General features: G+C 56.9%; 21 protein-coding genes and 2 rRNA genes. 8 read left to right on the top strand and 15 right to left on the bottom strand.

Annotated elements, in window-relative coordinates; translation table 11 throughout:
- Nucleotides 1-9: 9 nt before the first annotated feature.
- From era to rseD, 9 genes are all read right to left on the bottom strand, one after another.
- Entirely contained in the window at nucleotides 10-915 is a 906-nt protein-coding gene (gene era, locus AC6CWS_RS00115; RefSeq protein ID WP_023290667.1) for a GTPase Era, read from the bottom strand.
- Nucleotides 912-1,592, bottom strand: a complete 681-nt coding sequence (gene rnc, locus AC6CWS_RS00110) for a ribonuclease III (RefSeq protein WP_002914065.1) — start codon at nucleotides 1,590-1,592, stop codon at nucleotides 912-914. The genes era and rnc overlap by 4 nt, the downstream gene beginning before the upstream one ends.
- Before the next feature lie 249 nt (nucleotides 1,593-1,841).
- Complete coding sequence (gene lepB / locus AC6CWS_RS00105; protein WP_004201827.1) at nucleotides 1,842-2,816, bottom strand: signal peptidase I; 975 nt, start codon at nucleotides 2,814-2,816, stop codon at nucleotides 1,842-1,844.
- A gap of 15 nt (nucleotides 2,817-2,831) precedes the next feature.
- Nucleotides 2,832-4,631: a translation elongation factor 4 gene (gene lepA / locus AC6CWS_RS00100; protein WP_023290668.1), complete on the bottom strand. Its 1,800-nt coding sequence runs from the start codon at nucleotides 4,629-4,631 to the stop codon at nucleotides 2,832-2,834.
- Between the two features lie 185 nt (nucleotides 4,632-4,816).
- The gene (gene rseC / locus AC6CWS_RS00095) at nucleotides 4,817-5,296 is read right to left on the bottom strand and encodes a SoxR-reducing system protein RseC (RefSeq protein WP_004201822.1); all 480 of its coding nucleotides are present in this window, start codon (nucleotides 5,294-5,296) and stop codon (nucleotides 4,817-4,819) included.
- Nucleotides 5,293-6,249, bottom strand: coding sequence for a sigma-E factor regulatory protein RseB (gene rseB / locus AC6CWS_RS00090; protein WP_004201821.1), 957 nt, complete (start codon nucleotides 6,247-6,249; stop codon nucleotides 5,293-5,295). Before rseB ends, rseC begins: the two co-directional genes overlap by 4 nt.
- Nucleotides 6,249-6,899, bottom strand: a complete 651-nt coding sequence (gene rseA / locus AC6CWS_RS00085) for an anti-sigma-E factor RseA (protein ID WP_023290669.1) — start codon at nucleotides 6,897-6,899, stop codon at nucleotides 6,249-6,251. Before rseA ends, rseB begins: the two co-directional genes overlap by 1 nt.
- Nucleotides 6,900-6,931: 32 nt before the next feature.
- Nucleotides 6,932-7,507, bottom strand: coding sequence for an RNA polymerase sigma factor RpoE (gene rpoE, locus AC6CWS_RS00080; RefSeq protein ID WP_002914074.1), 576 nt, complete (start codon nucleotides 7,505-7,507; stop codon nucleotides 6,932-6,934).
- On the bottom strand, nucleotides 7,504-7,599 hold the full coding sequence (gene rseD / locus AC6CWS_RS00075; RefSeq protein ID WP_223822583.1) for a rpoE leader peptide RseD: 96 nt from the start codon (nucleotides 7,597-7,599) through the stop codon (nucleotides 7,504-7,506). Before rseD ends, rpoE begins: the two co-directional genes overlap by 4 nt.
- A gap of 328 nt (nucleotides 7,600-7,927) precedes the next feature.
- Here rseD and nadB point away from each other — a divergent pair, with 328 nt between their 5' ends.
- Nucleotides 7,928-9,547 carry an L-aspartate oxidase gene (nadB, locus tag AC6CWS_RS00070; RefSeq protein WP_023290670.1) on the top strand — a complete coding sequence of 540 codons (1,620 nt, stop codon included), beginning with the start codon at nucleotides 7,928-7,930 and terminating at the stop codon, nucleotides 9,545-9,547.
- Here nadB and trmN read toward each other — a convergent pair.
- Nucleotides 9,532-10,269: a tRNA(1)(Val) (adenine(37)-N(6))-methyltransferase TrmN gene (trmN, locus tag AC6CWS_RS00065; protein ID WP_080901515.1), complete on the bottom strand. Its 738-nt coding sequence runs from the start codon at nucleotides 10,267-10,269 to the stop codon at nucleotides 9,532-9,534. The genes nadB and trmN overlap by 16 nt on opposite strands.
- Before the next feature lie 132 nt (nucleotides 10,270-10,401).
- Between trmN and srmB the strand changes: the two genes are divergently transcribed.
- A complete protein-coding gene (gene srmB / locus AC6CWS_RS00060) occupies nucleotides 10,402-11,733 on the top strand; it encodes an ATP-dependent RNA helicase SrmB (protein ID WP_032453738.1) in 1,332 nt (443 codons plus the stop codon).
- Nucleotides 11,734-11,778: 45 nt separating this feature from the next.
- On the opposite strand, the gene grcA is transcribed toward srmB, so the two are convergent.
- Nucleotides 11,779-12,162, bottom strand: a complete 384-nt coding sequence (grcA, locus tag AC6CWS_RS00055) for an autonomous glycyl radical cofactor GrcA (RefSeq protein WP_080901514.1) — start codon at nucleotides 12,160-12,162, stop codon at nucleotides 11,779-11,781.
- Between the two features lie 311 nt (nucleotides 12,163-12,473).
- Here grcA and ung point away from each other — a divergent pair, with 311 nt between their 5' ends.
- Nucleotides 12,474-13,163: a uracil-DNA glycosylase gene (gene ung / locus AC6CWS_RS00050; RefSeq protein WP_023290673.1), complete on the top strand. Its 690-nt coding sequence runs from the start codon at nucleotides 12,474-12,476 to the stop codon at nucleotides 13,161-13,163.
- A gap of 55 nt (nucleotides 13,164-13,218) precedes the next feature.
- On the opposite strand, the gene AC6CWS_RS00045 is transcribed toward ung, so the two are convergent.
- A complete protein-coding gene (locus AC6CWS_RS00045) occupies nucleotides 13,219-14,304 on the bottom strand; it encodes a tRNA/rRNA methyltransferase (protein ID WP_023290674.1) in 1,086 nt (361 codons plus the stop codon).
- Nucleotides 14,305-14,507: 203 nt separating this feature from the next.
- On the opposite strand from AC6CWS_RS00045, the gene trxC reads away from it, so the two are divergent.
- The 5 genes from trxC (at nucleotide 14,508) to AC6CWS_RS00020 (ending at nucleotide 20,228) form a co-directional block, all read left to right on the top strand.
- On the top strand, nucleotides 14,508-14,933 hold the full coding sequence (gene trxC / locus AC6CWS_RS00040; protein WP_002914091.1) for a thioredoxin TrxC: 426 nt from the start codon (nucleotides 14,508-14,510) through the stop codon (nucleotides 14,931-14,933).
- 69 nt (nucleotides 14,934-15,002) lie between these two features.
- Nucleotides 15,003-15,701, top strand: coding sequence for a tRNA-uridine aminocarboxypropyltransferase (gene tapT, locus AC6CWS_RS00035; protein WP_032453740.1), 699 nt, complete (start codon nucleotides 15,003-15,005; stop codon nucleotides 15,699-15,701).
- 34 nt (nucleotides 15,702-15,735) lie between these two features.
- The gene (locus AC6CWS_RS00030; protein ID WP_049013875.1) at nucleotides 15,736-18,387 is read left to right on the top strand and encodes a bifunctional acetate--CoA ligase family protein/GNAT family N-acetyltransferase; all 2,652 of its coding nucleotides are present in this window, start codon (nucleotides 15,736-15,738) and stop codon (nucleotides 18,385-18,387) included.
- Between the two features lie 120 nt (nucleotides 18,388-18,507).
- Nucleotides 18,508-19,863 (top strand): CDP-diacylglycerol--serine O-phosphatidyltransferase, encoded by a 1,356-nt coding sequence (pssA, locus tag AC6CWS_RS00025; RefSeq protein ID WP_023290677.1) that lies wholly within the window; start codon nucleotides 18,508-18,510, stop codon nucleotides 19,861-19,863.
- 41 nt (nucleotides 19,864-19,904) lie between these two features.
- Complete coding sequence (locus AC6CWS_RS00020; protein WP_004201811.1) at nucleotides 19,905-20,228, top strand: YfiM family lipoprotein; 324 nt, start codon at nucleotides 19,905-19,907, stop codon at nucleotides 20,226-20,228.
- Between the two features lie 3 nt (nucleotides 20,229-20,231).
- On the opposite strand, the gene AC6CWS_RS00015 is transcribed toward AC6CWS_RS00020, so the two are convergent.
- From AC6CWS_RS00015 to AC6CWS_RS00005, 3 genes are all read right to left on the bottom strand, one after another.
- A complete protein-coding gene (locus AC6CWS_RS00015) occupies nucleotides 20,232-21,530 on the bottom strand; it encodes an MFS transporter (RefSeq protein WP_023290679.1) in 1,299 nt (432 codons plus the stop codon).
- A gap of 442 nt (nucleotides 21,531-21,972) precedes the next feature.
- A 5S ribosomal RNA gene (rrf, locus tag AC6CWS_RS00010) occupies nucleotides 21,973-22,088 on the bottom strand.
- 198 nt (nucleotides 22,089-22,286) lie between these two features.
- Nucleotides 22,287-22,505: ribosomal RNA gene (locus tag AC6CWS_RS00005) — 23S ribosomal RNA — on the bottom strand; the annotation flags it as partial.

Raw genomic sequence — 22,505 nt, 5'->3', positions numbered from 1 at the left:
TGCGTTAACTCAGAGGTCGTCAACATAACCGAGACTGCGCAGGGCGCGCTCGTCATCGGCCCAGCCGGATTTCACTTTGACCCACAGCTCGAGGTGCACCGGCGCTTCAAACATCTCCTGCATGTCCTTACGCGCTTCGATGCCGATGGTTTTGATTTTGGCGCCTTTGTTGCCAATCACCATCTTCTTCTGCCCTTCACGCTCGACAAGGATCAGGCCGTTGATGTCGTAACCGCCACGCTCGTTGGTCACGAAACGTTCGATTTCCACGGTGACGGAGTACGGTAGCTCAGCGCCGAGGAAACGCATCAGTTTTTCACGGATGATTTCGGAGGCCATAAAGCGCTGGGAACGGTCGGTAATATAATCTTCCGGGAAGTGGTGGATCGCTTCCGGCAGATGCTTACGCACGATCGACGCAATGGTGTCGACGTTGGTCCCCGTTTCCGCCGACATCGGCACGATATCAAGGAAGTTCATCTGGCTGGCGAGGAACTGCAGATGCGGTAACAGATCCGCTTTTTCCTGCACGTTATCCACTTTGTTGACCGCGAGGATCACCGGCGCTTTGGCGTCGCGCAGCTTGTTGAGCACCATCTCGTCGTCCTGAGTCCAGCGGGTGCCTTCCACCACGAAGATGACCAGCTCAACATCGCCAATAGAGCTGCTGGCCGCTTTGTTCATTAAGCGGTTAATGGCGCGCTTTTCTTCCATATGCAGGCCCGGGGTATCGACGTAAATCGCCTGATACGGCCCTTCGGTATGGATGCCGACGATGCGGTGACGGGTGGTCTGCGCTTTACGGGAGGTGATCGAGATCTTCTGCCCAAGCAGCTTATTCAACAGCGTGGATTTGCCAACGTTTGGACGACCCACGATGGCGACAAACCCACAATAACTTTTTTCTTCGCTCATTCCAGCTCCAGCTTTTTCAGCGCCTGTTCGGCGGCAGCCTGCTCCGCCTTACGACGGCTGGAACCTGTGCCAACCACCGGTTCACTCAGGCCACTGACCTGGCAGTGGATAGTAAATTCCTGATCGTGCGCTTCGCCGCGCACCTGGACTACCAGGTAGGACGGCAGCGGCAGATGACGACCCTGCAGATACTCCTGCAGACGCGTCTTCGGATCCTTTTGCTTATCGCCCGGGCTGATTTCGTCCAGACGAGTCTGGTACCAGGAGAGGATTAAGCGTTCAACGTTCTGAATATCACTGTCGAGGAAAACCCCGCCAATTAACGCTTCAACGGTGTCCGCGAGAATCGATTCGCGACGGAAACCGCCGCTTTTCAGTTCACCCGGCCCGAGGCGCAAGCATTCGCCCAGTTCAAACTCGCGGGCGATTTCCGCCAGCGTGTTGCCGCGCACCAGCGTCGCGCGCATACGGCTCATGTCGCCTTCATCCACGCGAGGAAAGCGATGATACAGCGCATTAGCGATCACGAAACTTAAAATGGAGTCGCCTAAAAATTCCAGGCGCTCATTATGTTTGCTGCTGGCACTGCGGTGAGTTAATGCCTGTTGCAACAGCTCCTGATGATGAAAAGTGTAGCCCAGCTTTCGTTGAAGCCGATTAATTACGATGGGGTTCATGCGTTACCAATAAATGAATGCGTCAAAGATGCAGCACACGAAACCGACCTGAGCATACGCTTCAAACAGTAAGTTGAAACAGACCAATACGCTTTCGTGTGCAGTGTCACCCGGCAGAGCGACAACCAAAAACTTCGGGGGGATATTCTATACGCAACGACACGGGATGTCGTTAGTTTGAATGGATTTAAATACTAAATAATTCGCGCCGCTGCGATAACAGCAGCGGCGTGAATTCAGCAGATGAAATTAATGAATTCCACCAATGCGCGATAACCGCACGCCGGTCGGCCATTCACCTTCCTGCTTTTCAAAACTCATCCAGATAGCGGTGGCCTTCCCGACCAGGTTTGCTTCCGGCACAAAGCCCCAGTAACGGCTGTCGGCGCTGTTATCCCGGTTGTCGCCCATCATGAAGTACTGACCCGGCGGCACAATCCAGGTGGCCAGCGGCAGACCGCTCTGATGGTAATACATGCCAGCCTGATCCTGAGCAATCGGCACCATCAGAATACGATGCGTGACGTCGCCCAGCGTCTCCTGACGCTCGGTGAGGCGAATGCCGTCGGCTTTGGTTTCACCCTTCGGCAGCTGCCAGAAACCGCTGCTCGCTTCGCCGCCGTTGCTGCGGGAGAAGGTCTGAACGAAATCGCTCGGCTCCACGTTGGAGTAAGTCACCGGCAGCGCGTTGCCGCAGGCCTGTCCGGAGCTGCAGCCCGGCTGAATAGTGACCTGCTTGGCAATCGGATCGTAGGTGACTTTATCCCCCGGGAGCCCCACCGCGCGCTTGATGTAGTCCAGGCGCGGGTCTTCCGGATATTTAAACACCACGATGTCGCCGCGCTTCGGATGACCCGTCTCGATCAGCGTTTTCTGGTAGATAGGATCTTTAATGCCGTAGGCAAATTTCTCCACCAGGATGAAATCGCCAATCAGCAGAGTCGGCATCATCGAACCTGACGGGATCTGGAACGGCTCATAAATGAATGAACGTACCACCAGAACGATCGCCAGCACCGGGAAAACCGATGCGCCGGTTTCCAGCCAGCCCGGTTTCGGGCCGACTTTCTTCAACGTCTTTTTGTCCAGCTGCTCGCCGGTCGCTGCCTGAGCAGCGGCCTGACGCTCACGACGTTTCGGTGCAAAAATGAACTTGTCCAGGCACCATAAAACGCCCGTCACCAGGGTTGCAATCACCAGGATCAGGGCAAACATGTTCGCCATGCCAACTCCTTAGGGTTATTTGCCGTCTTTACCAACGTGCAGAATGGCGAGGAACGCTTCCTGCGGCAGTTCAACGTTACCGACCTGCTTCATACGCTTCTTACCTTCTTTCTGCTTCTGCAGCAGCTTTTTCTTACGGCTGACGTCACCGCCGTAGCATTTCGCCAGCACGTTTTTACGCAGCTGTTTCACGGTAGAGCGCGCGATGATGTGGTTGCCGATGGCCGCCTGAATCGCGATGTCGAACTGCTGACGCGGAATAAGATCTTTCATCTTTTCCACCAGCTCGCGGCCGCGATACGGCGCGTTATCGTTGTGGGTGATCAGCGCCAGCGCATCGACGCGCTCGCCGTTGATCAGCACATCGACGCGTACCATGTTCGACGCCTGGAAGCGTTTGAAGTTGTAGTCCAGCGACGCATAGCCGCGGGAGGTAGACTTCAGACGGTCGAAGAAGTCGAGCACCACTTCCGCCATCGGGATTTCGTAGGTCAGCGCCACCTGTTTACCGTGGTAAACCATGTTGGTCTGCACGCCACGCTTCTCCACGCACAGGGTGATCACGTTGCCGAGGAACTCCTGCGGCAGCAGCATGTGACACTCGGCGATCGGCTCACGCAGCTCCTGAATATTATTCAGCGGCGGCAGCTTGGACGGGCTGTCGACGTAAATAACTTCTTTGGAGGTGGTCTCCACTTCGTAAACTACCGTCGGCGCGGTGGTGATCAGGTCAAGATCGTATTCACGCTCCAGACGCTCCTGAATGATCTCCATGTGCAGCAGGCCGAGGAAGCCGCAGCGGAAGCCGAAGCCCAGCGCGGTAGAACTTTCCGGCTCGTAGAACAGAGAGGCGTCGTTGAGGCTCAGTTTGCCCAGCGCGTCGCGGAAAGCTTCATAATCATCGGAGCTCACCGGGAACAGGCCGGCATACACCTGCGGTTTCACCTTCTTAAAGCCAGGCAGCGCTTTGTCTGCCGGGTTGCGGGCGGCGGTCAGGGTATCGCCCACCGGCGCGCCAAGGATGTCTTTGATCGCGCAGACCAGCCAGCCTACCTCGCCGCATTTCAGCTCGGTACGGTCAACCTGTTTCGGGGTGAAGATGCCCAGACGGTCGGCGTTATAGACCTGGCCGGTACTCATGACCTTGATCTTGTCGCCCTTGCGCATGGTGCCGTTTTTAATTCGTACCAGCGACACTACGCCGAGGTAGTTATCGAACCAGGAGTCGATAATCAGCGCCTGCAGCGGCGCGTCCGGATCGCCTTCCGGCGGCGGAATATCGCGCACCAGACGCTCCAGCACCTCGGTCACGCCGACGCCGGTTTTCGCCGAGCAGCGCACCGCGTCGTGGGCGTCGATCCCGACGATATCTTCAATCTCGTCCGCTACGCGCTCAGGGTCGGCCGCAGGCAGGTCGATCTTGTTGAGTACCGGAACGACCTCCAGGTCCATCTCCATCGCGGTGTAGCAGTTGGCCAGGGTCTGGGCTTCTACGCCCTGCCCGGCGTCAACCACCAGCAGCGCGCCTTCGCACGCGGCGAGGGAACGGGAAACTTCATAAGAGAAGTCCACGTGGCCCGGGGTGTCGATAAAGTTCAGTTGATAGGTCTCACCGTCGTTGGCCTTATAGTCCAGGGTGACGCTCTGCGCCTTGATGGTGATCCCGCGTTCGCGCTCAAGATCCATGGAGTCCAGAACCTGGGCTTCCATTTCACGATCAGAAAGGCCACCGCAAATCTGGATGATACGGTCAGACAGCGTCGACTTACCGTGGTCGATGTGAGCGATGATCGAAAAGTTACGTATATTCTTCATATTTAGAGTTAATTATGCCTTACGAGTATCATGAGGCCGCTGTACTGTGCCTGACGTTTTTTAATCCGAAAACGCCGCATTCTACACTACATCCTTGAAACCAGGAAATGCTGTTAGATCCAGCATAACCGCAGAAATTGTGGCGTTGTAACAGGAAGGGTAAATAAAGATAAGGGCCAGTGAAATCACTGACCCATGTCGGAGGAAGGCGTTTCGATACGCACCAGATCCGGCGGCAACGCGACGCTCAGAATCACCGGCTGCCACGACTGGCGCGCTGCCAGCTGCGGCGACAGACCGCGCGCCACCAGAAACCCGCCGACGCCGCCCAGCAGCGCGCCGCACAGCGAAGCGATATCGCTGGCAAACAGCACCTGGAAAATCGACGCCATCACAAACAGACCCACCAGCGGCGCCATGTAGACCAACAGCGCCGAACCCAGCAGACTGCTCTCGGCGATCCCCAGCTCCACTTTTTGCCCCGCCGTCAACGGCTGCTCGCAGGGCACGCTGATGGTATGGCTGGTCTGCGGCCCCAGCTTGTTTAATACCCGGCTGCCGCAGCCGGCGCGGGAGGCGCAACTGCTGCAGGAGGCTTTAACGTCGCAGTGCACCTGCGCCACGCCGTTATGCCAGGAAACCACGGTGGCCCACTCTTTGATCATTGTACTGCCTTGAATTTAATGCTGTCTGAGATACGCTTCGCCGTCTGCGGCGGCAGTTCGCCCACCACGGTGATCTCCGCGTTATCGCGTACCGTCGTGCTGACGGTGCGTCGGCCGGTGCGCAACAGCTGGTCGCTGCTGGCCGCGGTGGCGCGGTTGATATTGATCGAGAAGCTGAACAAGCCGTCGGAATAGAGACGTGATTCTACCGGACCATCAAAGGTGGGCAGACGACGCTGGCTGCTGGAGACCTCAGTCATGCCCTGCGGGAGCCACGTTGGCGCCCAGTTGAAGTTGGCTTTGTCGCCCCCTTCAGGCACCGACAGCTGCGGCGGCAAATTCGCTTTCGCCAGCGTCTCCATGCTGGCGCTGACGTTATCGCCAACGTTGAAAGAGACGACCCGGAACTGCTCCAGCGTTTCACCGTCGCGGTCGAGCAAATCGACGCGCAGCGGCAGCTTGGTCTCAGCGTCCAGCCAGGCGATAAAGCTATAGCGCGTGCCGTCGCGAGCCACGACGCGGATCACGTCGCAGAGGCGGTCGGCGATACGGGTACGGCCCACGGAGATAAAATCATAGGCTGCGCTGAGACGTTTGAAATCGCTGTAAACCAACGACGGCAGTGAATCGACGATATAGTCGCCGTTCAGGGTGAACGGATCGAGGCCGGGTTCAAAATAGCTGATTTCCGTACCGCGCAGGACCACTTCCCGGCGCGGACCGTCCAGCTGCAGAAGCTGCGCCAGCGGTTGATTGTTCAGTCGCGCGTGACGATAGCGCAGCGACTCAACGCCTTGTTTGCTGATGCTGACGAAAGACAGCTCATAATTGAGGGACTGGCTGGCCAGGTTCATCTGCTGCAACAACGCCCCGGACGATGTATCAGCCGAGGCGTTGACAGAGAACAACAGACTGCCTGCCATGAGCGACATGGCACACCAAAGTTGCTTCATTACTGCGATTGCGTTCCTAAAGTTTGATAACCCGGCACCTGGACTGCGGCCTGCTGAGTCTGGGCCTGGCCAAACTGAAGCTGCTCAGCGTGCAGGCGGCGCTGCAGTTCGTAGTCCTGCAGCATGGCGTTAATCCGCCGACGCTGTTCCTGGACCTGAGCCTGCTGGCCGCTACCTGCTGATACGTCAGCCGGTACGCCAAGGCTTACCGGGCTCGCTTTACCCATCATCGGCAGCGTATTGAACACCGGCGCCTCTGGCTGCTGAGCGACATCAGACTGCCCATTATAGTGCTGGACGCCGACGATAACCGCAAGCGATACGCAGGCGGCAACGCCCATCTGGGTCAGTGAGCTGGCCCACGGACGCACTTTGTTCCAGAACGGCATCTGCCGCCACTGGTGCGGTGCGGGCTGAGATTCAGGAATAAGCGGCGCCGTCTGACGAACGGGCTCATTTTCAATGGCGGCCATCACCCGGGCGGAGATATCAAATTGCAGCACCTCTGCGGTATCGCCACGCAGCGTATCGCGGATAAGGTGATAACTCTCCCAGGTTTTTTGCATCTCAGAAGAACGACTCAGCTCGTTGAGCAGTTCGTTATCCAGCGTTTCACCATCCATTAAAGCCGAAAGTTTTTCTTTCTGCATGCCTGATACCCTTTTCCAGTATTCCGCTATCGTCAACGCCTGATAAGCGGTTGAACTTTATTATCAATAGCTTCTCGCGCCCGGAAGATACGCGAACGCACCGTCCCAACCGGACAATCCATGATAGCGGCTATCTCTTCATAGCTTAGGCCATCCAGCTCCCGTAACGTAATTGCCATGCGTAAATCTTCCGGAAGCGATTCAATGGTACGAAAAACTATTTGTCTCAGTTCTTCTGACAACATTAAGTTCTCAGGGTTCGAAATTTCTTTCAACGCCCCGCCGCTTTCGAAGTTTTCCGCCTCGTTAGCGTCAACATCGCTGGACGGCGGACGGCGTCCCTGAGCAACCAGATAATTCTTCGCCGTATTGACGGCGATACGGTATAACCAGGTGTAAAAAGCGCTATCTCCCCGGAAAGAGTCCAGCGCACGCCATGCCTTAACGAACGATTCCTGAACGACGTCAGCGATATCGCCCGGCGGTACATAGCGGGAAACCAGGCTCGCGACCTTATGCTGATAGCGCACTACCAGCAAATTAAACGCTTTCTGATCTCCTTTCTGGACCCGTTCAACAAGGACCTGATCCGTTAACTGCTCGCTCATCCGAGGTAATGTCTCCCCAAACCCAATTCCCATGCGTCTTCAAAACACCACCCAAAATCTGCATTATGAGCAAGCTGACTCTTGGAGTGTATGAAAACAATAAAGTTCCGTTACGCTTTTGTTTTTTGTCTGGCAACGGCGGCAGATCGTTATCAATCATTATATGCCCAGGTTGCTAAACGATAGGTTAGTCAATAAGAAAAAGCGCAGGCCCGTCTGAAGGGTATCGTAACACGGCGTTTATTTCACTATAAAATCCAATGCTATCAACCTGCCACGCGTCTCATTTTCGCCGTGCTCCAGACCGTTTCCGCTCGCCTGCTGTTTAGCCGTCACAACGCCAGTTAAAAAAAATTGTACGATTCCTCACGAGCTGGTGCTATTGTGAGCTAAATGTGTTTAGTAAATTAAACAAAGACGATGAATACCACTCCTGACTTCTCTTGTGATGTGTTGATTATCGGCAGCGGCGCTGCCGGCCTCTCTCTTGCGCTGCGCCTGGCAGAGCACAGTTCGGTGACGGTGTTGAGCAAAGGGCCGATCAGCGAAGGTTCGACGTTCTATGCGCAGGGCGGGATTGCCGCCGTCTTCGACGAGACCGACAGTATTGAATCCCATGTCGAAGATACCCTGATCGCCGGCGCAGGGTTATGCGATCGCCATGCGGTCACCTTCGTCGCCAGCAACGCCAGGCCATGCGTCCAGTGGCTTATCGATCAGGGCGTATTGTTTGACACCCAGGTCCAGGCCAATGGCGAAGAGAGCTATCATCTCACGCGCGAAGGAGGCCACAGCCATCGGCGCATTCTTCACGCCGCCGACGCTACCGGCAAAGCGGTGGAGACGACGCTGGTCGATAAAGCCCTCGCCCATCCCAATATCCGCATCCTTGAGCGCAGCAATGCCGTCGACTTGATCGTATCGGATAAGATTGGCCTGCCGGGCACGCGCCGGGTGGTCGGGGCATGGATCTGGAACCGCAATAAAGAGCGCGTGGAAACCTGCAGCGCGAAGGCGGTGGTGCTCGCCACCGGCGGAGCCGCCAAGGTTTATCAATACACCACTAACCCCGACGTCTCTTCCGGAGACGGTATCGCGATGGCCTGGCGGGCGGGCTGCCGGGTGGCGAATCTGGAATTCAACCAGTTTCACCCCACCGCGCTGTATCATCCGCAGGCGCGCAATTTCCTGCTGACCGAAGCGCTGCGCGGCGAAGGCGCCCACCTTAAACGCCCGGACGGCACCCGCTTTATGCCGGACTTTGACGAACGCGGCGAGTTGGCCCCACGCGATATCGTCGCCCGCGCCATCGATCATGAGATGAAGCGCCTTGGCGTTGACTGTATGTTCCTTGATATCAGTCATAAACCCGAGGCGTTTGTTCGCCAGCACTTCCCGATGATTTACGAAAAGCTGCTCGGTCTGGGAATTGATTTAACCAAAGATCCGGTGCCGGTCGTCCCTGCCGCGCATTACACCTGCGGCGGCGTGATGGTGGATGATAATGGCCGCACCGACGTCGATGGGTTATACGCCATCGGCGAAGTCAGCTATACCGGGCTGCACGGCGCGAACCGTATGGCCTCGAACTCGCTGCTGGAGTGTCTGGTTTACGGCTGGTCCGCCGCAGAAGATATTGCCCGTCGCCTGCCGCTGGCCCAGAAGGTCAGCACCCTGCCGGCGTGGGATGAAAGTCAGGTGGAGATCCCGGATGAACTGGTGGTTATCCAGCATAACTGGCACGAGCTGCGCCTGCTGATGTGGGACTACGTGGGGATTGTGCGCACCACCCGCAGGCTGGAGCGCGCCCTGCGGCGCATTACCATGCTGCAGCAGGAGCTGGATGAGTATTACGCCCGCTTCCGCGTCTCGAATAATCTGCTGGAGCTGCGCAATCTGGTGCAGGTGGCGGAACTTATCGTACGCTGCGCGATGTTGCGCAAAGAGAGCCGGGGACTGCATTACACCCTCGACTATCCGCAGCCGCTGCCGAACAGCGGTCCGTCGATATTGTCGCCCCTGGCTCACATAAAGAGATAAAAATCCTCGGTCAGAGCGGTAAAGCCTTCTGAATACTGCTGCTCTGGCCCGCGGATCGCCAGCCTGTCGCTGAAACACTCCCCCGCCGTCGGGGAGAAAGCCAGCAGCACCCGATGCGGCGGCCGCATCTCGGTCTCCGCCACGTCAGTGCGCAGTCGCAGGTGCCAGCCCATCGCGGTTGCCCGTTCGATAAACGCATTACCGATATCGACCGGCAGCACCACGCAAAAAAAGCCTTCTTCGGTGATATGCTCAGCGGCACAGGTCAGCAGAGAAGCGTGATCGAGCGTCGTGGTATACCGCGCCTGCTCCCGCTGCGAGGTGGCGCAAGGCACCCCTTCCGCAAAAAAGGGCGGGTTACTGATTATCAGTTGATAGCGTCGGGTCTGCGGCGGCTGCCACTGATGGATATCGGCCTGAGAGACCTCAACCCGCGAAGCCCATGGCGACGCAAGGGCATTTTCCTGCGCCTGGGCGGCGGCCTCCTCATCCAGTTCGACCGCATCGACACGCACATCATCGCCGGTACGCTGCGCGAGCATTAGCGCCAGCAGGCCGCTGCCGGCGCCAATATCCAGCACATGTTTCACCCCGGCAATCGGCGCCCAGGCGCCGAGCAAAATGCCGTCGGTACCCACCTTCATCGCGCAACGATCGTGGGCGACAAAAAACTGTTTGAAGGTAAAACCATTGCGCGGCAGCGCAAACTTCGACTGAGACATCCTCAATAACCTTGCCGACAAAAAACTCCTGAACGTAAGGCTATGCACAATACCGGAGAACAGATAGCCTTACAAACAGATGAACATTACGTCAGTAACGTCTATAATCGGCGGCCCACTCAGAGGTAGAACATGACTGTAACGACTTTTTCCGAACTTGAACTCGATGAAAACCTGCTGGAAGCCCTCCAGGATAAAGGTTTCACTCGCCCGACAGCCATTCAGGCCGCCGCTATTCCGCCTGCGCTCGATGGCCGTGACATTCTCGGTTCAGCGCCGACCGGCACCGGTAAAACGGCGGCGTATCTGCTGCCAGCGTTGCAGCACCTGCTCGATTTCCCGCGTAAGAAATCCGGCCCGCCGCGTATTCTTATCCTGACGCCGACCCGTGAGCTGGCGATGCAGGTGGCTGACCACGCCCGCGAGCTGGCGAAGCATACCCATCTGGATATCGCCACCATTACCGGCGGCGTAGCCTACATGAACCACGCGGAAGTGTTCAGCGAAAACCAGGACATCGTGGTCGCCACCACTGGTCGCCTGCTGCAGTATATAAAAGAAGAGAACTTCGACTGCCGCGCCGTCGAGACCCTGATCCTCGATGAAGCCGACCGCATGCTGGACATGGGCTTTGCGCAGGATATCGAAACCATCGCCGGTGAAACCCGCTGGCGCAAGCAGACCATGCTGTTCTCCGCGACGCTGGAAGGCGATGCGATCAAAGACTTCGCTGAGCGCCTGCTGGAAGAGCCGGTTGAAGTTTCCGCTACCCCGTCGACTCGCGAGCGTAAGAAAATCCATCAATGGTACTATCGCGCGGACGATATCGAACATAAGACCAGGCTGCTGGTGAATCTGCTGCAACAGCCGGAAGCTACCCGCGCTATCGTCTTTGTGCGCAAGCGCGAGCGCGTGCATGAGCTGGCCAACTGGCTGCGTGAAGCGGGGATTAACACCTGCTGGCTGGAGGGCGAGATGGTGCAGGCCAAGCGTAACGAAGCCATTAAGCGTCTGACCGACGGCCGCGTAAACGTGCTGATCGCCACCGACGTCGCCGCCCGCGGTATCGATATTCCGGACGTCAGCCACGTCTTTAACTTCGATATGCCGCGCACCGCCGACATCTATCTGCACCGTATCGGTCGTACCGGCCGTGCAGGTAAGAAAGGCACCGCGATTTCGCTGGTTGAAGCGCACGATCACCTGCTGCTGGGCAAGATCGGCCGCTACGTTGAAGAACCGCTGAAAGCTCGCGTGATTGATGAATTGCGACCAAAAACCCGCGCGCCAAGCGAGAAGTTGACCGGTAAGCCATCGAAGAAAGTGCTGGCGAAACGCGCCGAGAAAAAAGAGAAAGAAAAAGAGAAGCCGCGGGTGAAGAAGCGCCACCGCGATACGAAAAATATCGGTAAGCGCCGGAAGCCAAGCGCGACCGGGACGCCATCAGCGTCGAGCGAAGAGTAAAAAAAACGCCGGGATATCCCGGCGTTTTCACATCTGGCGTTAGCCTTACAGGCTTTCGGTAAAGGTACGAGCGATAACGTCGCGCTGCTGTTCCGGGGTCAGGGAGTTGAAGCGTACCGCGTAGCCGGAAACACGAATGGTCAGCTGCGGGTATTTTTCCGGATGCTCAACCGCGTCCAGCAGGGTTTCGCGACGCAGCACGTTAACGTTCAGGTGCTGACCGCCTTCCACGCGAACTTCTGGTTTCACGTCTACCGGGATTTCACGGTATTCGATTTCACCCAGTTTGCTGACTTCCACCACGTCATCTTCCGCAAAACCACCTTTGGCGCACAGGCAACGCGCTTCGCCTTTTTCGCTATCCAGCAGCCAGAAAGAGTTCAGCAGGTCGTCGTTTGCCGCTTTAGTAATTTGGATACCAGTAATCATTTGATGCCTCCCAGGCAGTGTTTATTCGATTTTGGCCTCTTCGCGGCCAATTGGTAAAACCATTGTTGTATGAGTGTATATATATCAGCCGCACCCTCGGCATTCTTTGATATAAATCAACAAAAACCACTCACTCTAAGTGGGTATGCAAGGATTTTATTGTTTTACATCAAGTTACGCCATAAGCCGCTATAAATAATTTTGTAAATTTTCAATTTTTTTTGCATAAAGGCCCGCGTCAAGCCGTGCCGATTTTGTTCTGTAGAAAGAAGCCGTTAAGCTATAGCGATGACCCTTTGCAGGAGAGCAAGATGACCACCCCTTTAACCTGGCATGACGTGCTGGCGGATGAAAAGCAACAACCCTATTTTCTCAATACTCTGAAGACCGTCGCCGAAGAGCGCCAGTCCGGGATCACCATCTATCCACCGCAAAAAGATGTCTTTAATGCGTTTCGCTTTACCGAACTGGGCGATGTCAAAGTCGTCATTCTCGGTCAGGACCCCTATCACGGCCCGGGGCAAGCCCACGGTCTGGCGTTCTCGGTTCGCCCGGGCGTCGCAATCCCGCCCTCGCTGCTGAATATGTACAAAGAGCTGGAGGCCACTATCCCTGGCTTTACCCGCCCTACCCATGGTTACCTGGAAAGCTGGGCGCGCCAGGGGGTGCTCCTGCTTAATACGGTCCTGACCGTCCGCGCCGGGCAGGCGCACTCGCACGCCAGCCTCGGCTGGGAGACGTTTACCGATAAGGTAATCGCGTTAATCAATGAGCACTGCGAGGGGGTGGTCTTTCTGCTGTGGGGCTCCCATGCGCAGAAGAAAGGCGCGATTATCGATCGCCAGCGCCACTGCGTACTGAAGGCGCCGCACCCTTCACCGCTCTCCGCGCATCGCGGCTTCTTTGGCAGCAACCATTTTGTGCAAACCAATCAGTGGCTGGCCGATCGCGGCGAAGCGCCGATTGACTGGATGCCGGTCCTTCCCGCCGAAAGCGAGTGATCGACAGCCATAAAAAAAGCCAGCATCAGCTGGCTTTTGTATTCAGGGACAGGTATTACGCCTTGTTCTGACGCCACCATTCCGCCAGCAGGACGCCGGTCGCCACAGAGACGTTCAGGCTTTCGACATTGCCGGTACCATCGATGGCGACGCTGAGGTCCGCGCTGGAGATGGCTGCATCCGACAGGCCATCGCGCTCCTGGCCTAACACCAGCACCATTTTCTTCGGCAGCTCGGCTTTAAACAGCGGGGTACCATTATGGCTGGAGGTCGAGACAATCGCATAGCCCGCCTGACGGAACTGATCCAGAGTATCGATGAAGCTGTCGCCGGTGATCGGTTCAACATGTTCCGCACCGCCTTCCGCCGTACGGATCGCCGCGCCGGACTCCAGCACGCCGGCATCCTGAACCACAACACCCTTCACGCCGAAGTGCGCGCAGCTGCGCATGATCGCCCCGAGGTTGTGCGGGTTACCCACGTCCTCCAGCGCCAGGACGCAATCTTCTTCTGCGGCCTTCGCGACCCACTGGGCAACAGAGGTACCGTGGCGTTTTTTGATCAGGAAGCAGACGCCGCCGTGGTGATCGGTCCCGGAGGCTTTCGCCAGCTCGGCTTCATCAACCACATGATAGGCTTTACGGTTAGCCGCCATCCAGCGCAGCGCCTCTTTAAAGCGCGGCGTCACGCTCTGGATAAACCAGGCGCGGACAATGGCTTCCGGGCGGCTCTGGAACAGGGCCTGACAGGCGTTTTCACCATACACGCGGGTCTCTTCCGCACGCTGGCGACGCAGTACTTCCGGATCGATAAAGCTCTTCCCGCTGATCCCGCCGTGATCCTCTTTTACCGGCGTCTCATCGCCAGGAGCGCGAGAAACGGTACGCCACGGGGACGCATCGTCACGATTAAAATCATCGCGCTTGCGCTCATCACGCTTGCGGTCATCGCGTTTACGATCGTCACCGCGGCTGTTTCGTTCGTCACGCGCAGGGCGGCTGCGGCCGTCAACACGAGATTTTCCTGGACGACCTCCCCCTTTCCCGGTACGTGGGTTATGGGTGCGTTTGTCAGAATCATCATCACTGCGGACATACATCACTTTGACCTTGCCGCTTTTATTTTTCAGTTCGTCGCTCATCAATTTTCTCCACCTGCGCTGCGCGAAGCGCGCAGATTACCCGATGTGTCATCGCTTCGCCATGATTTCGTTTAAAAGACGGCCTCTATTGCACTCATCGAACAAAACGCATTGTCCTTAAATAACACTTAATCGATAATATGTAACATCACAGAAACATATTGGCCACGTGCCACGTTGCAACCCATCACCAGAGGTTAGTTATGAATACCGTTTGTGCCAGTTGTCAGGCTCTGAACCGCCTCCCGGACGATCGTAGCGCGGATGGCGCAAAGTGCGGACGCTGCGGTCACGATCTTTTTGATGGCGACGTCATCAACGCGACCGGGGCAACGCTGGATAAACTCTTAAAGGACGATCTGCCGGTCGTTGTCGATTTCTGGGCGCCATGGTGCGGTCCCTGCCGCAGCTTCGCGCCGATCTTTGAAGACGTCGCGGAAGAGCGTAGCGGGAAGATGCGTTTTGTGAAAGTTAACACCGAAGCGGAACGTGAGCTTAGCGCACGGTTTCGTATCCGCAGCATCCCGACCATTATGATGTTCAAAAATGGCGAAGTGATCGACATGCTCAATGGCGCGGTGCCAAAAGCGCCATTTGATAGCTGGCTGAACGAAGCCGGACAGCAGTAATCCTTCCGGGGCACCGCTTGTGCCCCGTTTTCGCCTCTGCGACAATAGCGTTTTTCACTAGCGACTCCCATGACTGATAACGCTGTCCTTCGCCTGCGCGCCGAACGTCTCGCGCGAGCCACCCGCCCTTTCCTTGCTCGCGGCAACCGCATCCGCCGCTGCCAGCGCTGTCTGCTGCCGCTCAAGCAGTGCCTGTGCGCCACGTTAACGCCGGCGCAGGCCACCAGCCGTTTCTGCCTGGTGATGTTTGATACGGAGCCGATGAAGCCCAGCAACACCGGCCGGCTCATCGCCGATATTCTGCCGAATACCGAGGCTTATCAATGGTCGAGAACCGAGCCGCCGCAGGGGCTGCTCGATCTGGTCGCCCATCCCGATTACCAGCCGATGGTGGTGTTTCCCGCCTCCTACGCCGCACCGGAGCGCCAGGTCCTGAGCGCGCCGCCGTCCGGCAAACCGCCGCTGTTTATCATGCTCGACGGCACCTGGACCGAAGCGCGTAAAATGTTCCGTAAGAGCCCTTATCTGGACGCGCTGCCGATCATCTCCGTCGATCTGTCGCGCATCTCAGCCTACCATCTGCGCGAGGCGCACGCCGACGGACAATATTGTACCGCGGAAGTGGCTATCGCCCTGCTGGATCTGGCGGGCGATGCGCCGGCCGCCGCCGCGCTTGGCGAACACTTCACCCGCTTTCGGACCCGCTACCTGGCGGGAAAAACCCAGCATAAGGGCAGTATCACAGCGGGCCAGGTGGAAAACGTTTAAAATCATTCGGTCACTGGGATGAAAGGAGACCGGTATGAGCCAACGAGGCCTGGAAGCGCTGCTGCGACCAAAATCCATCGCCGTTATTGGCGCATCAATGAAGCCGCAGCGCGCTGGCTATCTCATGATGCGCAACCTGCTAGCCGGCGGCTTCAATGGCCCGGTACTGCCGGTGACCCCCGCCTGGAAGGCGGTGCTTGGGGTGCTGGCGTGGCCCACCATCGAGAAGCTGCCGTTTACGCCGGATCTGGCGGTGCTTTGTACCAACGCGCGACGTAATCTCGAGTTGCTCGAAGCCCTGGGGCAGAAAGGCTGCAAGACCTGCATCATTCTCTCTTCGCAGCCGGAACAGTATCCGGCGCTGCTCGAATGCGCTGCGCGCTACCAGATGCGCCTGCTCGGCCCAAACAGCCTGGGACTGCTGGCGCCGTGGCAAGGCCTGAACGCCAGCTTTTCGCCGGTCGCGATCCACCGCGGTAAACTGGCCTTTATCTCGCAGTCGGCCGCCGTCTCCAACACCATCCTTGACTGGGCGCAACAGCGCGAGATGGGGTTTTCCTACTTCATCGCGCTGGGCGATAGCCTGGATATAGATGTCGATGACCTGTTGGACTTTCTGGCCCGCGACAGCAAAACCAGCGCCATTTTGCTTTACCTTGAGCACCTCAGCGACGCGCGCCGGTTTGTCTCCGCCGCGCGCAGCGCCTCGCGAAACAAGCCAATCCTGGTGATCAAAAGCGGCCGTAGTCCCGCGGCGCAGAAACTATTGCACGTCAATTCAGGGATGGATCCGGCATGGGACGCGGCCATCCAGCGTGCTGGTCTGCTGCGAGTCCAGGATACCCATGAGCTGTTCTCCGCCGTAGAAACCCTGAGCCATATGCGCCCGCTGCGCGGTGAAAAACTGATGATCGTCAGCAACGGCGCGGCGCCGGCGGCGCTGGCGCTGGATGAGCTTTGGTTGCGTAACGGTAAGCTGGCGACCCTCAGCGAGGAGACGCGCGACGCCCTGCGCCAGGCGCTGCCGGGCGGCGTTGAGATCGCCAACCCACTGGATCTACGCGATGACGCCAGCAGCGAACACTATCAGCGGGCGGTGAACATTCTGCTTAACAGTCAGGACTACGACGCGCTGCTGGTGATCCACTCGCCCAGCGCCGCCGCGCCGGGCACCGAGAGCGCCCTGGCGCTGATAGACGCCCTGAAGCACCATCCGCGTGGCAAATATGTCACCGTGCTGACCAACTGGTGCGGCGAATTCTCTTCCCAGGAGGCGCGACGGCTGTTCAGCGATGCCGGCCTTCCCACCTACCGTACGCCGGAGGGCACCATCACCGCCTTTATGCATATGGTTGAGTACCGCCGTAACCAGAAACAGCTGCGCGAGACTCCAGTGCTGCCGGACTCGTTAACCGCCAATACCAGCGAAGCGCATGCTCTGCTCCAGCAAGCGATAGATGACGGCGCCACCACGCTGGATACCCACGAGGTCAGCCCGGTGCTCCGGGCCTACGGTATCCACACACTGCCAACCTGGATCGCCGCTGACAGCGCGGAAGCGGTGCATATCGCTGAGCAGATAGGCTATCCGGTTGCGTTGAAGCTGCGTTCCCCGGATATTCCGCACAAATCAGAAGTACAGGGGGTCATGTTGTATCTGCGTACCGCGGCAGAAGTACAGCAGGCAGCGGATGCGATGATCGATCGCGTCAGGCTGGCCTGGCCCCAGGCGCGCATTCATGGCCTGCTGGTGCAGAGTATGGCCAATCGCGCCGGCGCCCAGGAGCTGAGAGTGGTGGTTGAGCACGATCCCCTCTTCGGCCCGTTGATTATGCTGGGCGAAGGCGGCGTGGAGTGGCGGGCCGAGGACCAGGCCGCTGTGGCACTGCCGCCGCTGAATATGAACCTGGCGCGTTATCTGGTGATCCAGGCGATCAAAAATAAGAAGATCCGCGGCCGCAGCGCATTGCGACCGCTGGATATCGCAGGCTTAAGCCAGCTGCTGGTTCAGGTCTCGAACCTGATCGTCGACTGCCCTGAGATCCAGCGGCTGGATATTCATCCCCTGCTCGCCTCCGGCAACGAGTTTACGGCGCTGGACGTTACCCTGGGGCTTGCTCCCTTTAGCGGCGACAGTGAAAGCCGTCTCGCTATTCGTCCCTATCCGCACCAGCTGGAAGAGTGGGTGGTGATGAAAAATGGCGATCGCTGTCTGTTCCGGCCGATCCTTCCGGAAGATGAACCGCAGTTGCTCGCGTTTATCGCTCAGGTCACCAAAGAAGATCTCTATTATCGCTATTTTAGTGAGATCAACGAATTTACCCATGACGACTTAGCCAATATGACCCAGATCGACTACGATCGAGAAATGGCGTTCGTCGCCGTCAGGACCACCGCGGAACAGAGCGAGATCCTCGGCGTGACGCGGGCGATCTCCGACCCTGACAATATTGATGCCGAGTTTGCTGTGCTGGTCCGTTCAGATTTGAAAGGGTTAGGCCTGGGGCGAAGGCTGCTGGAAAAGCTGATCGCCTATACGCAAAGCCATGGCCTGCAACGGCTGAATGGGATTACGATGCCGAATAACCGAGGCATGATCGGCCTCGCCAGAAAGCTGGGATTCACCGTTGATATTCAGCTGGAAGATGGGATTGTCAGTCTGTCGCTGCCCCTGAATCAGGGATAATCGCGCGACGCTGACCGCAATTGTTGACCACATTAGCGGGTAGTAATGGTATTATTGCCCGCTTACGTCGTCTGCATGGTACAGAAGACCCTTCAATAAACAGAGAAGAAACGCACTGTGATGTTGTCAAAATTTAAGCGTAATAAACATCAACAACACCTTGCCCAACTCCCTAAGCTTTCTCAGTCAGTTGATGATGTAGAGTTCTTTTACGCCCCTGCAGATTTCAGGGAAGCGTTACTGACCCGGATTGCCAACGCCACTCAGCGTATATGCATTATTGCGCTCTACCTGGAGCAAGATGATGGCGGAAAAGGAATTTTGCAGGCCCTTTATGACGCCAAACGTCAGCGTCCGCAACTGGATGTTCGCGTCCTCGTTGACTGGCACCGCGCTCAACGTGGCCGTATCGGCGCCGCCGCCTCCAACACCAATGCTGACTGGTATTGTCGGATGGCCAATGAAAATCCGGGCGTAGAGATCCCCGTTTACGGCGTGCCGATTAACACCCGGGAGGCGCTCGGCGTTCTCCATTTCAAAGGCTTTATTATCGATGACTGCGTCCTCTACAGCGGCGCCAGCCTGAACGATGTTTATCTGCATCAGCATGATAAGTACCGCTATGACCGCTATCAGTGCATCCGTAACGGCAAAATGGCGGACGTCATGTTCGACTGGGTCGACAATAATCTGGTTCAGGGACGCGGCGTGAATCGTCTCGACAGACCGGATCGGCCAAAAAGTCCGGAAATCAAAAACGATATTCGCCAGTACCGTCAGGAGCTGCGCGACCGCAGCTACCATTTTGTCGGCACCGCCGGTGACGAAGAACTCTCCGTCACCCCGCTGGTAGGCCTGGGGAAATCCAGCCTGCTGAACAAAACTATCTTTCACCTGATGCCCTGTGCCGAGCACAAGTTAACGATCTGCACCCCTTACTTCAACCTTCCTGCCGTGCTGGTAAGAAATATCATCCAGCTGCTGCGCGACGGTAAACAGGTGGAGATTATTGTCGGCGATAAAACCGCTAACGATTTCTATATTCCGGAAGATCAGCCGTTTAAAATCATCGGCGCGCTTCCTTATCTGTATGAGATCAACCTGCGGCGTTTCCTCAGCCGGCTGCAGTATTATGTGAATACCGATCAGCTGATCGTCCGCCTGTGGAAGGATGACGATAACAGCTACCACCTGAAGGGCATGTGGGTTGACGACGAGTGGATGCTGCTCACCGGCAACAACCTTAACCCGCGCGCCTGGCGACTCGATCTGGAAAATGCCATTCTGATCCACGATCCAAAGCAGCAGCTGGGAGCCATGCGGGAGAAAGAGCTGAAGCTCATCCGCACCCACACCACGGTGGTGAAACATTATCGGGATCTGCAAAGTATTGCCGACTATCCGGTGAAAGTGCGTAAACTGATCCGCCGACTGCGGCGGATCCGCATTGACCGGCTGATCAGCCGTATTCTCTGACAATCAGCCCCGCCTCGACGGGGCTTTTTTCTGGAAGCGCTATGCGTACGATAATCGTGATTGCTTCGCTGATGTTAACGGGCTGCAGCCACATGGCAAATGATGCATGGTCCGGTCAGGACAAAGCCCAGCATTTTCTGGCCTCGGCGATGCTGTCTGCCGCCGGCAATGAATATGCGCAACATCAGGGTTACAGCCGGGACCGCAGCGCTGCTATCGGCCTGATGTTTTCCGTCAGCCTCGGCGCCTCAAAAGAGCTTTGGGACAGCCGCCCGGCAGGCAGCGGCTGGAGCTGGAAGGATTTCGCCTGGGATGTAGCCGGCGCGACCACCGGCTACGCTGTTTGGCAACTGGCGCACCAGTAACGGCTAAAGACGCAGGCCTTTGCCTTTGCGATGCAGCATCAGGGAGACCAGGAAGGCGATGGCCGCCATCACCGTCACGTACCAGTAGAACGCGTGCTCTATCCCCGCCGATTTCAGCGACAGCGCGACATATTCCGCCGAGCCGCCAAACAGGGCATTCGCGACGGCATAGGACAGCCCTACCCCAAGCGCGCGAACCTGCGCCGGGAACATCTCGGCCTTCAGGATGCCGCTGATCGAGGTATAGAAACTGACAATCAGCAAGGCGCAGATCACCAGGCCGAAGGCAGCATAGGGTGAGCTCACTTTTTGCAAGGCGCTCAGGATTGGCACGGTAAATAATGTCGCCAGCACGCCAAAGCACAGCATGGAGGTACGGCGGCCAACTTTATCCGAAAAGGCGCCGAACAGCGGTTGAACCAGCATATAAACGAACAGCGCCGCGGTCATGATCACGCTGGCGGTGCTGGCCGTCATGCCCGCCGTGTTGACCAGATACTTTTGCATATAGGTAGTAAAGGTATAGAAGGTCAGCGATCCGGCGGCAGTAAAGCCCAACACCATCACGAAAGCCCGGCGATTACGCCACAACCCTTTAAATGAGCCAGCCTCTTTCAGCGCCCGGGTCTCCTGCTTCGAGGTTTCGTCCAGCTGGCGACGCAGCCACAGCGCGACGATAGCCAGTACTGCCCCGAGAGCAAAAGGAATACGCCATCCCCAGGCATGCAAATCTTCGTCGCTCAGCACCTGCTGGAGCGCCACGACCACTAATACCGCCAGCAGTTGACCGCCAATTAACGTGACGTACTGGAAAGAGGCATAGAAGCCTTTCTTTCCTTCAATCGCCACTTCACTCATATAGGTCGCGCTGGTGCCATATTCTCCACCGACCGACAGCCCCTGAAACAGACGGGCCAACAGCAGCAGCGCCGGAGCCCAGGTGCCGATGACCGCGTAGCCCGGCAGGCAGGCAATCACCAGTGAACCAAAGCACATCATACAGACCGAAATAAGCATGGAAGCCTTACGTCCGCGGCGGTCGGCGATCCGACCAAACAGCCACCCACCGATAGGACGCATCAGAAATCCGGCGGCGAATACGCCTGCCGTTTGTAAAAGTTGAGTAGTGGTATTTCCGGATGGAAAGAAGATATGGGCAAAATAGAGCGAGCAGAATGAGTAGACGTAAAAATCAAACCACTCAACCAGATTTCCCGAGGAAGCGCCAACAATTGCCCAAATACGACGACGGGTATCGGCCTGCTCCGGCGCGGCCCGTTCGGTAATGCTACTCTCTGTCATTGTTATATTGCTCCAGCAAAGACTGCAGTCTGTCTTGTCGGGCGTACCACGTCACGCAGACAAATTAGTTAGTAAACTAAATGTTATATAATTGTTATATCTTTATATGTGATTGCATTCACATTTTTTTTCGCAAGCGCGGTTTTCGCGATCAACGCCAGCGCAGAGGCAAGGAAAAAGTGGATTATGGCGAAGGGTTTGCCATGACGGGGTTTTATGTTGCTTTGAATGAAGATAATGGTGCGGGTATGGCGGGATTTTCCCCGGAGGCGGTGCTGCGCACCTTGTCCGGGCTACGGATCAGTAGCCCCGGTAAGCGCAGCGCCACCGGGGGAGGCATACACCACACAGCAAAAAACCCCGCACCTTTCGGGACGGGGTTCTTTTTAAACGCAAAAACAAAAAGCTCAGTCTTTCGACTGAGCTTTCTGCTTTATTTGATGCCTGGCAGTTCCCTACTCTCACATGGGGAGACCCCACACTACCATCGGCGCTACGGCGTTTCACTTCTGAGTTCGGCATGGGGTCAGGTGGGACCACCGCGCTAGTGCCGCCAGGCAAATTCTTTGTGCTCAGTACGCAATATTTTATCGCATCAGCTGCGTTGCCTGCACTCGCAAAGTCAGTCACATACTTCAGTATGCTCCTTCCTTTCCTTCGCTTGTCGCCTTGCTGCTGCGCAAATTATTGCGTACTCAACTCTGAATCTAAGCTGAAAATCTTCTCTCAAATCCGCCAAAACATCTTCGGCGTTGTAAGGTTAAGCCTCACGGTTCATTAGTACCGGTTAGCTCAACGCATCGCTGCGCTTACACACCCGGCCTATCAACGTCGTCGTCTTCAACGTTCCTTCAGGAGACTTAAAGTCTCAGGGAGAACTCATCTCGGGGCAAGTTTCGTGCTTAGATGCTTTCAGCACTTATCTCTTCCGCATTTAGCTACCGGGCAGTGCCATTGGCATGACAACCCGAACAC

It is taken from the genome of Klebsiella sp. M041 (assembly GCF_059759695.1).
This window is presented reverse-complemented; position numbering and strand designations above follow the sequence as displayed.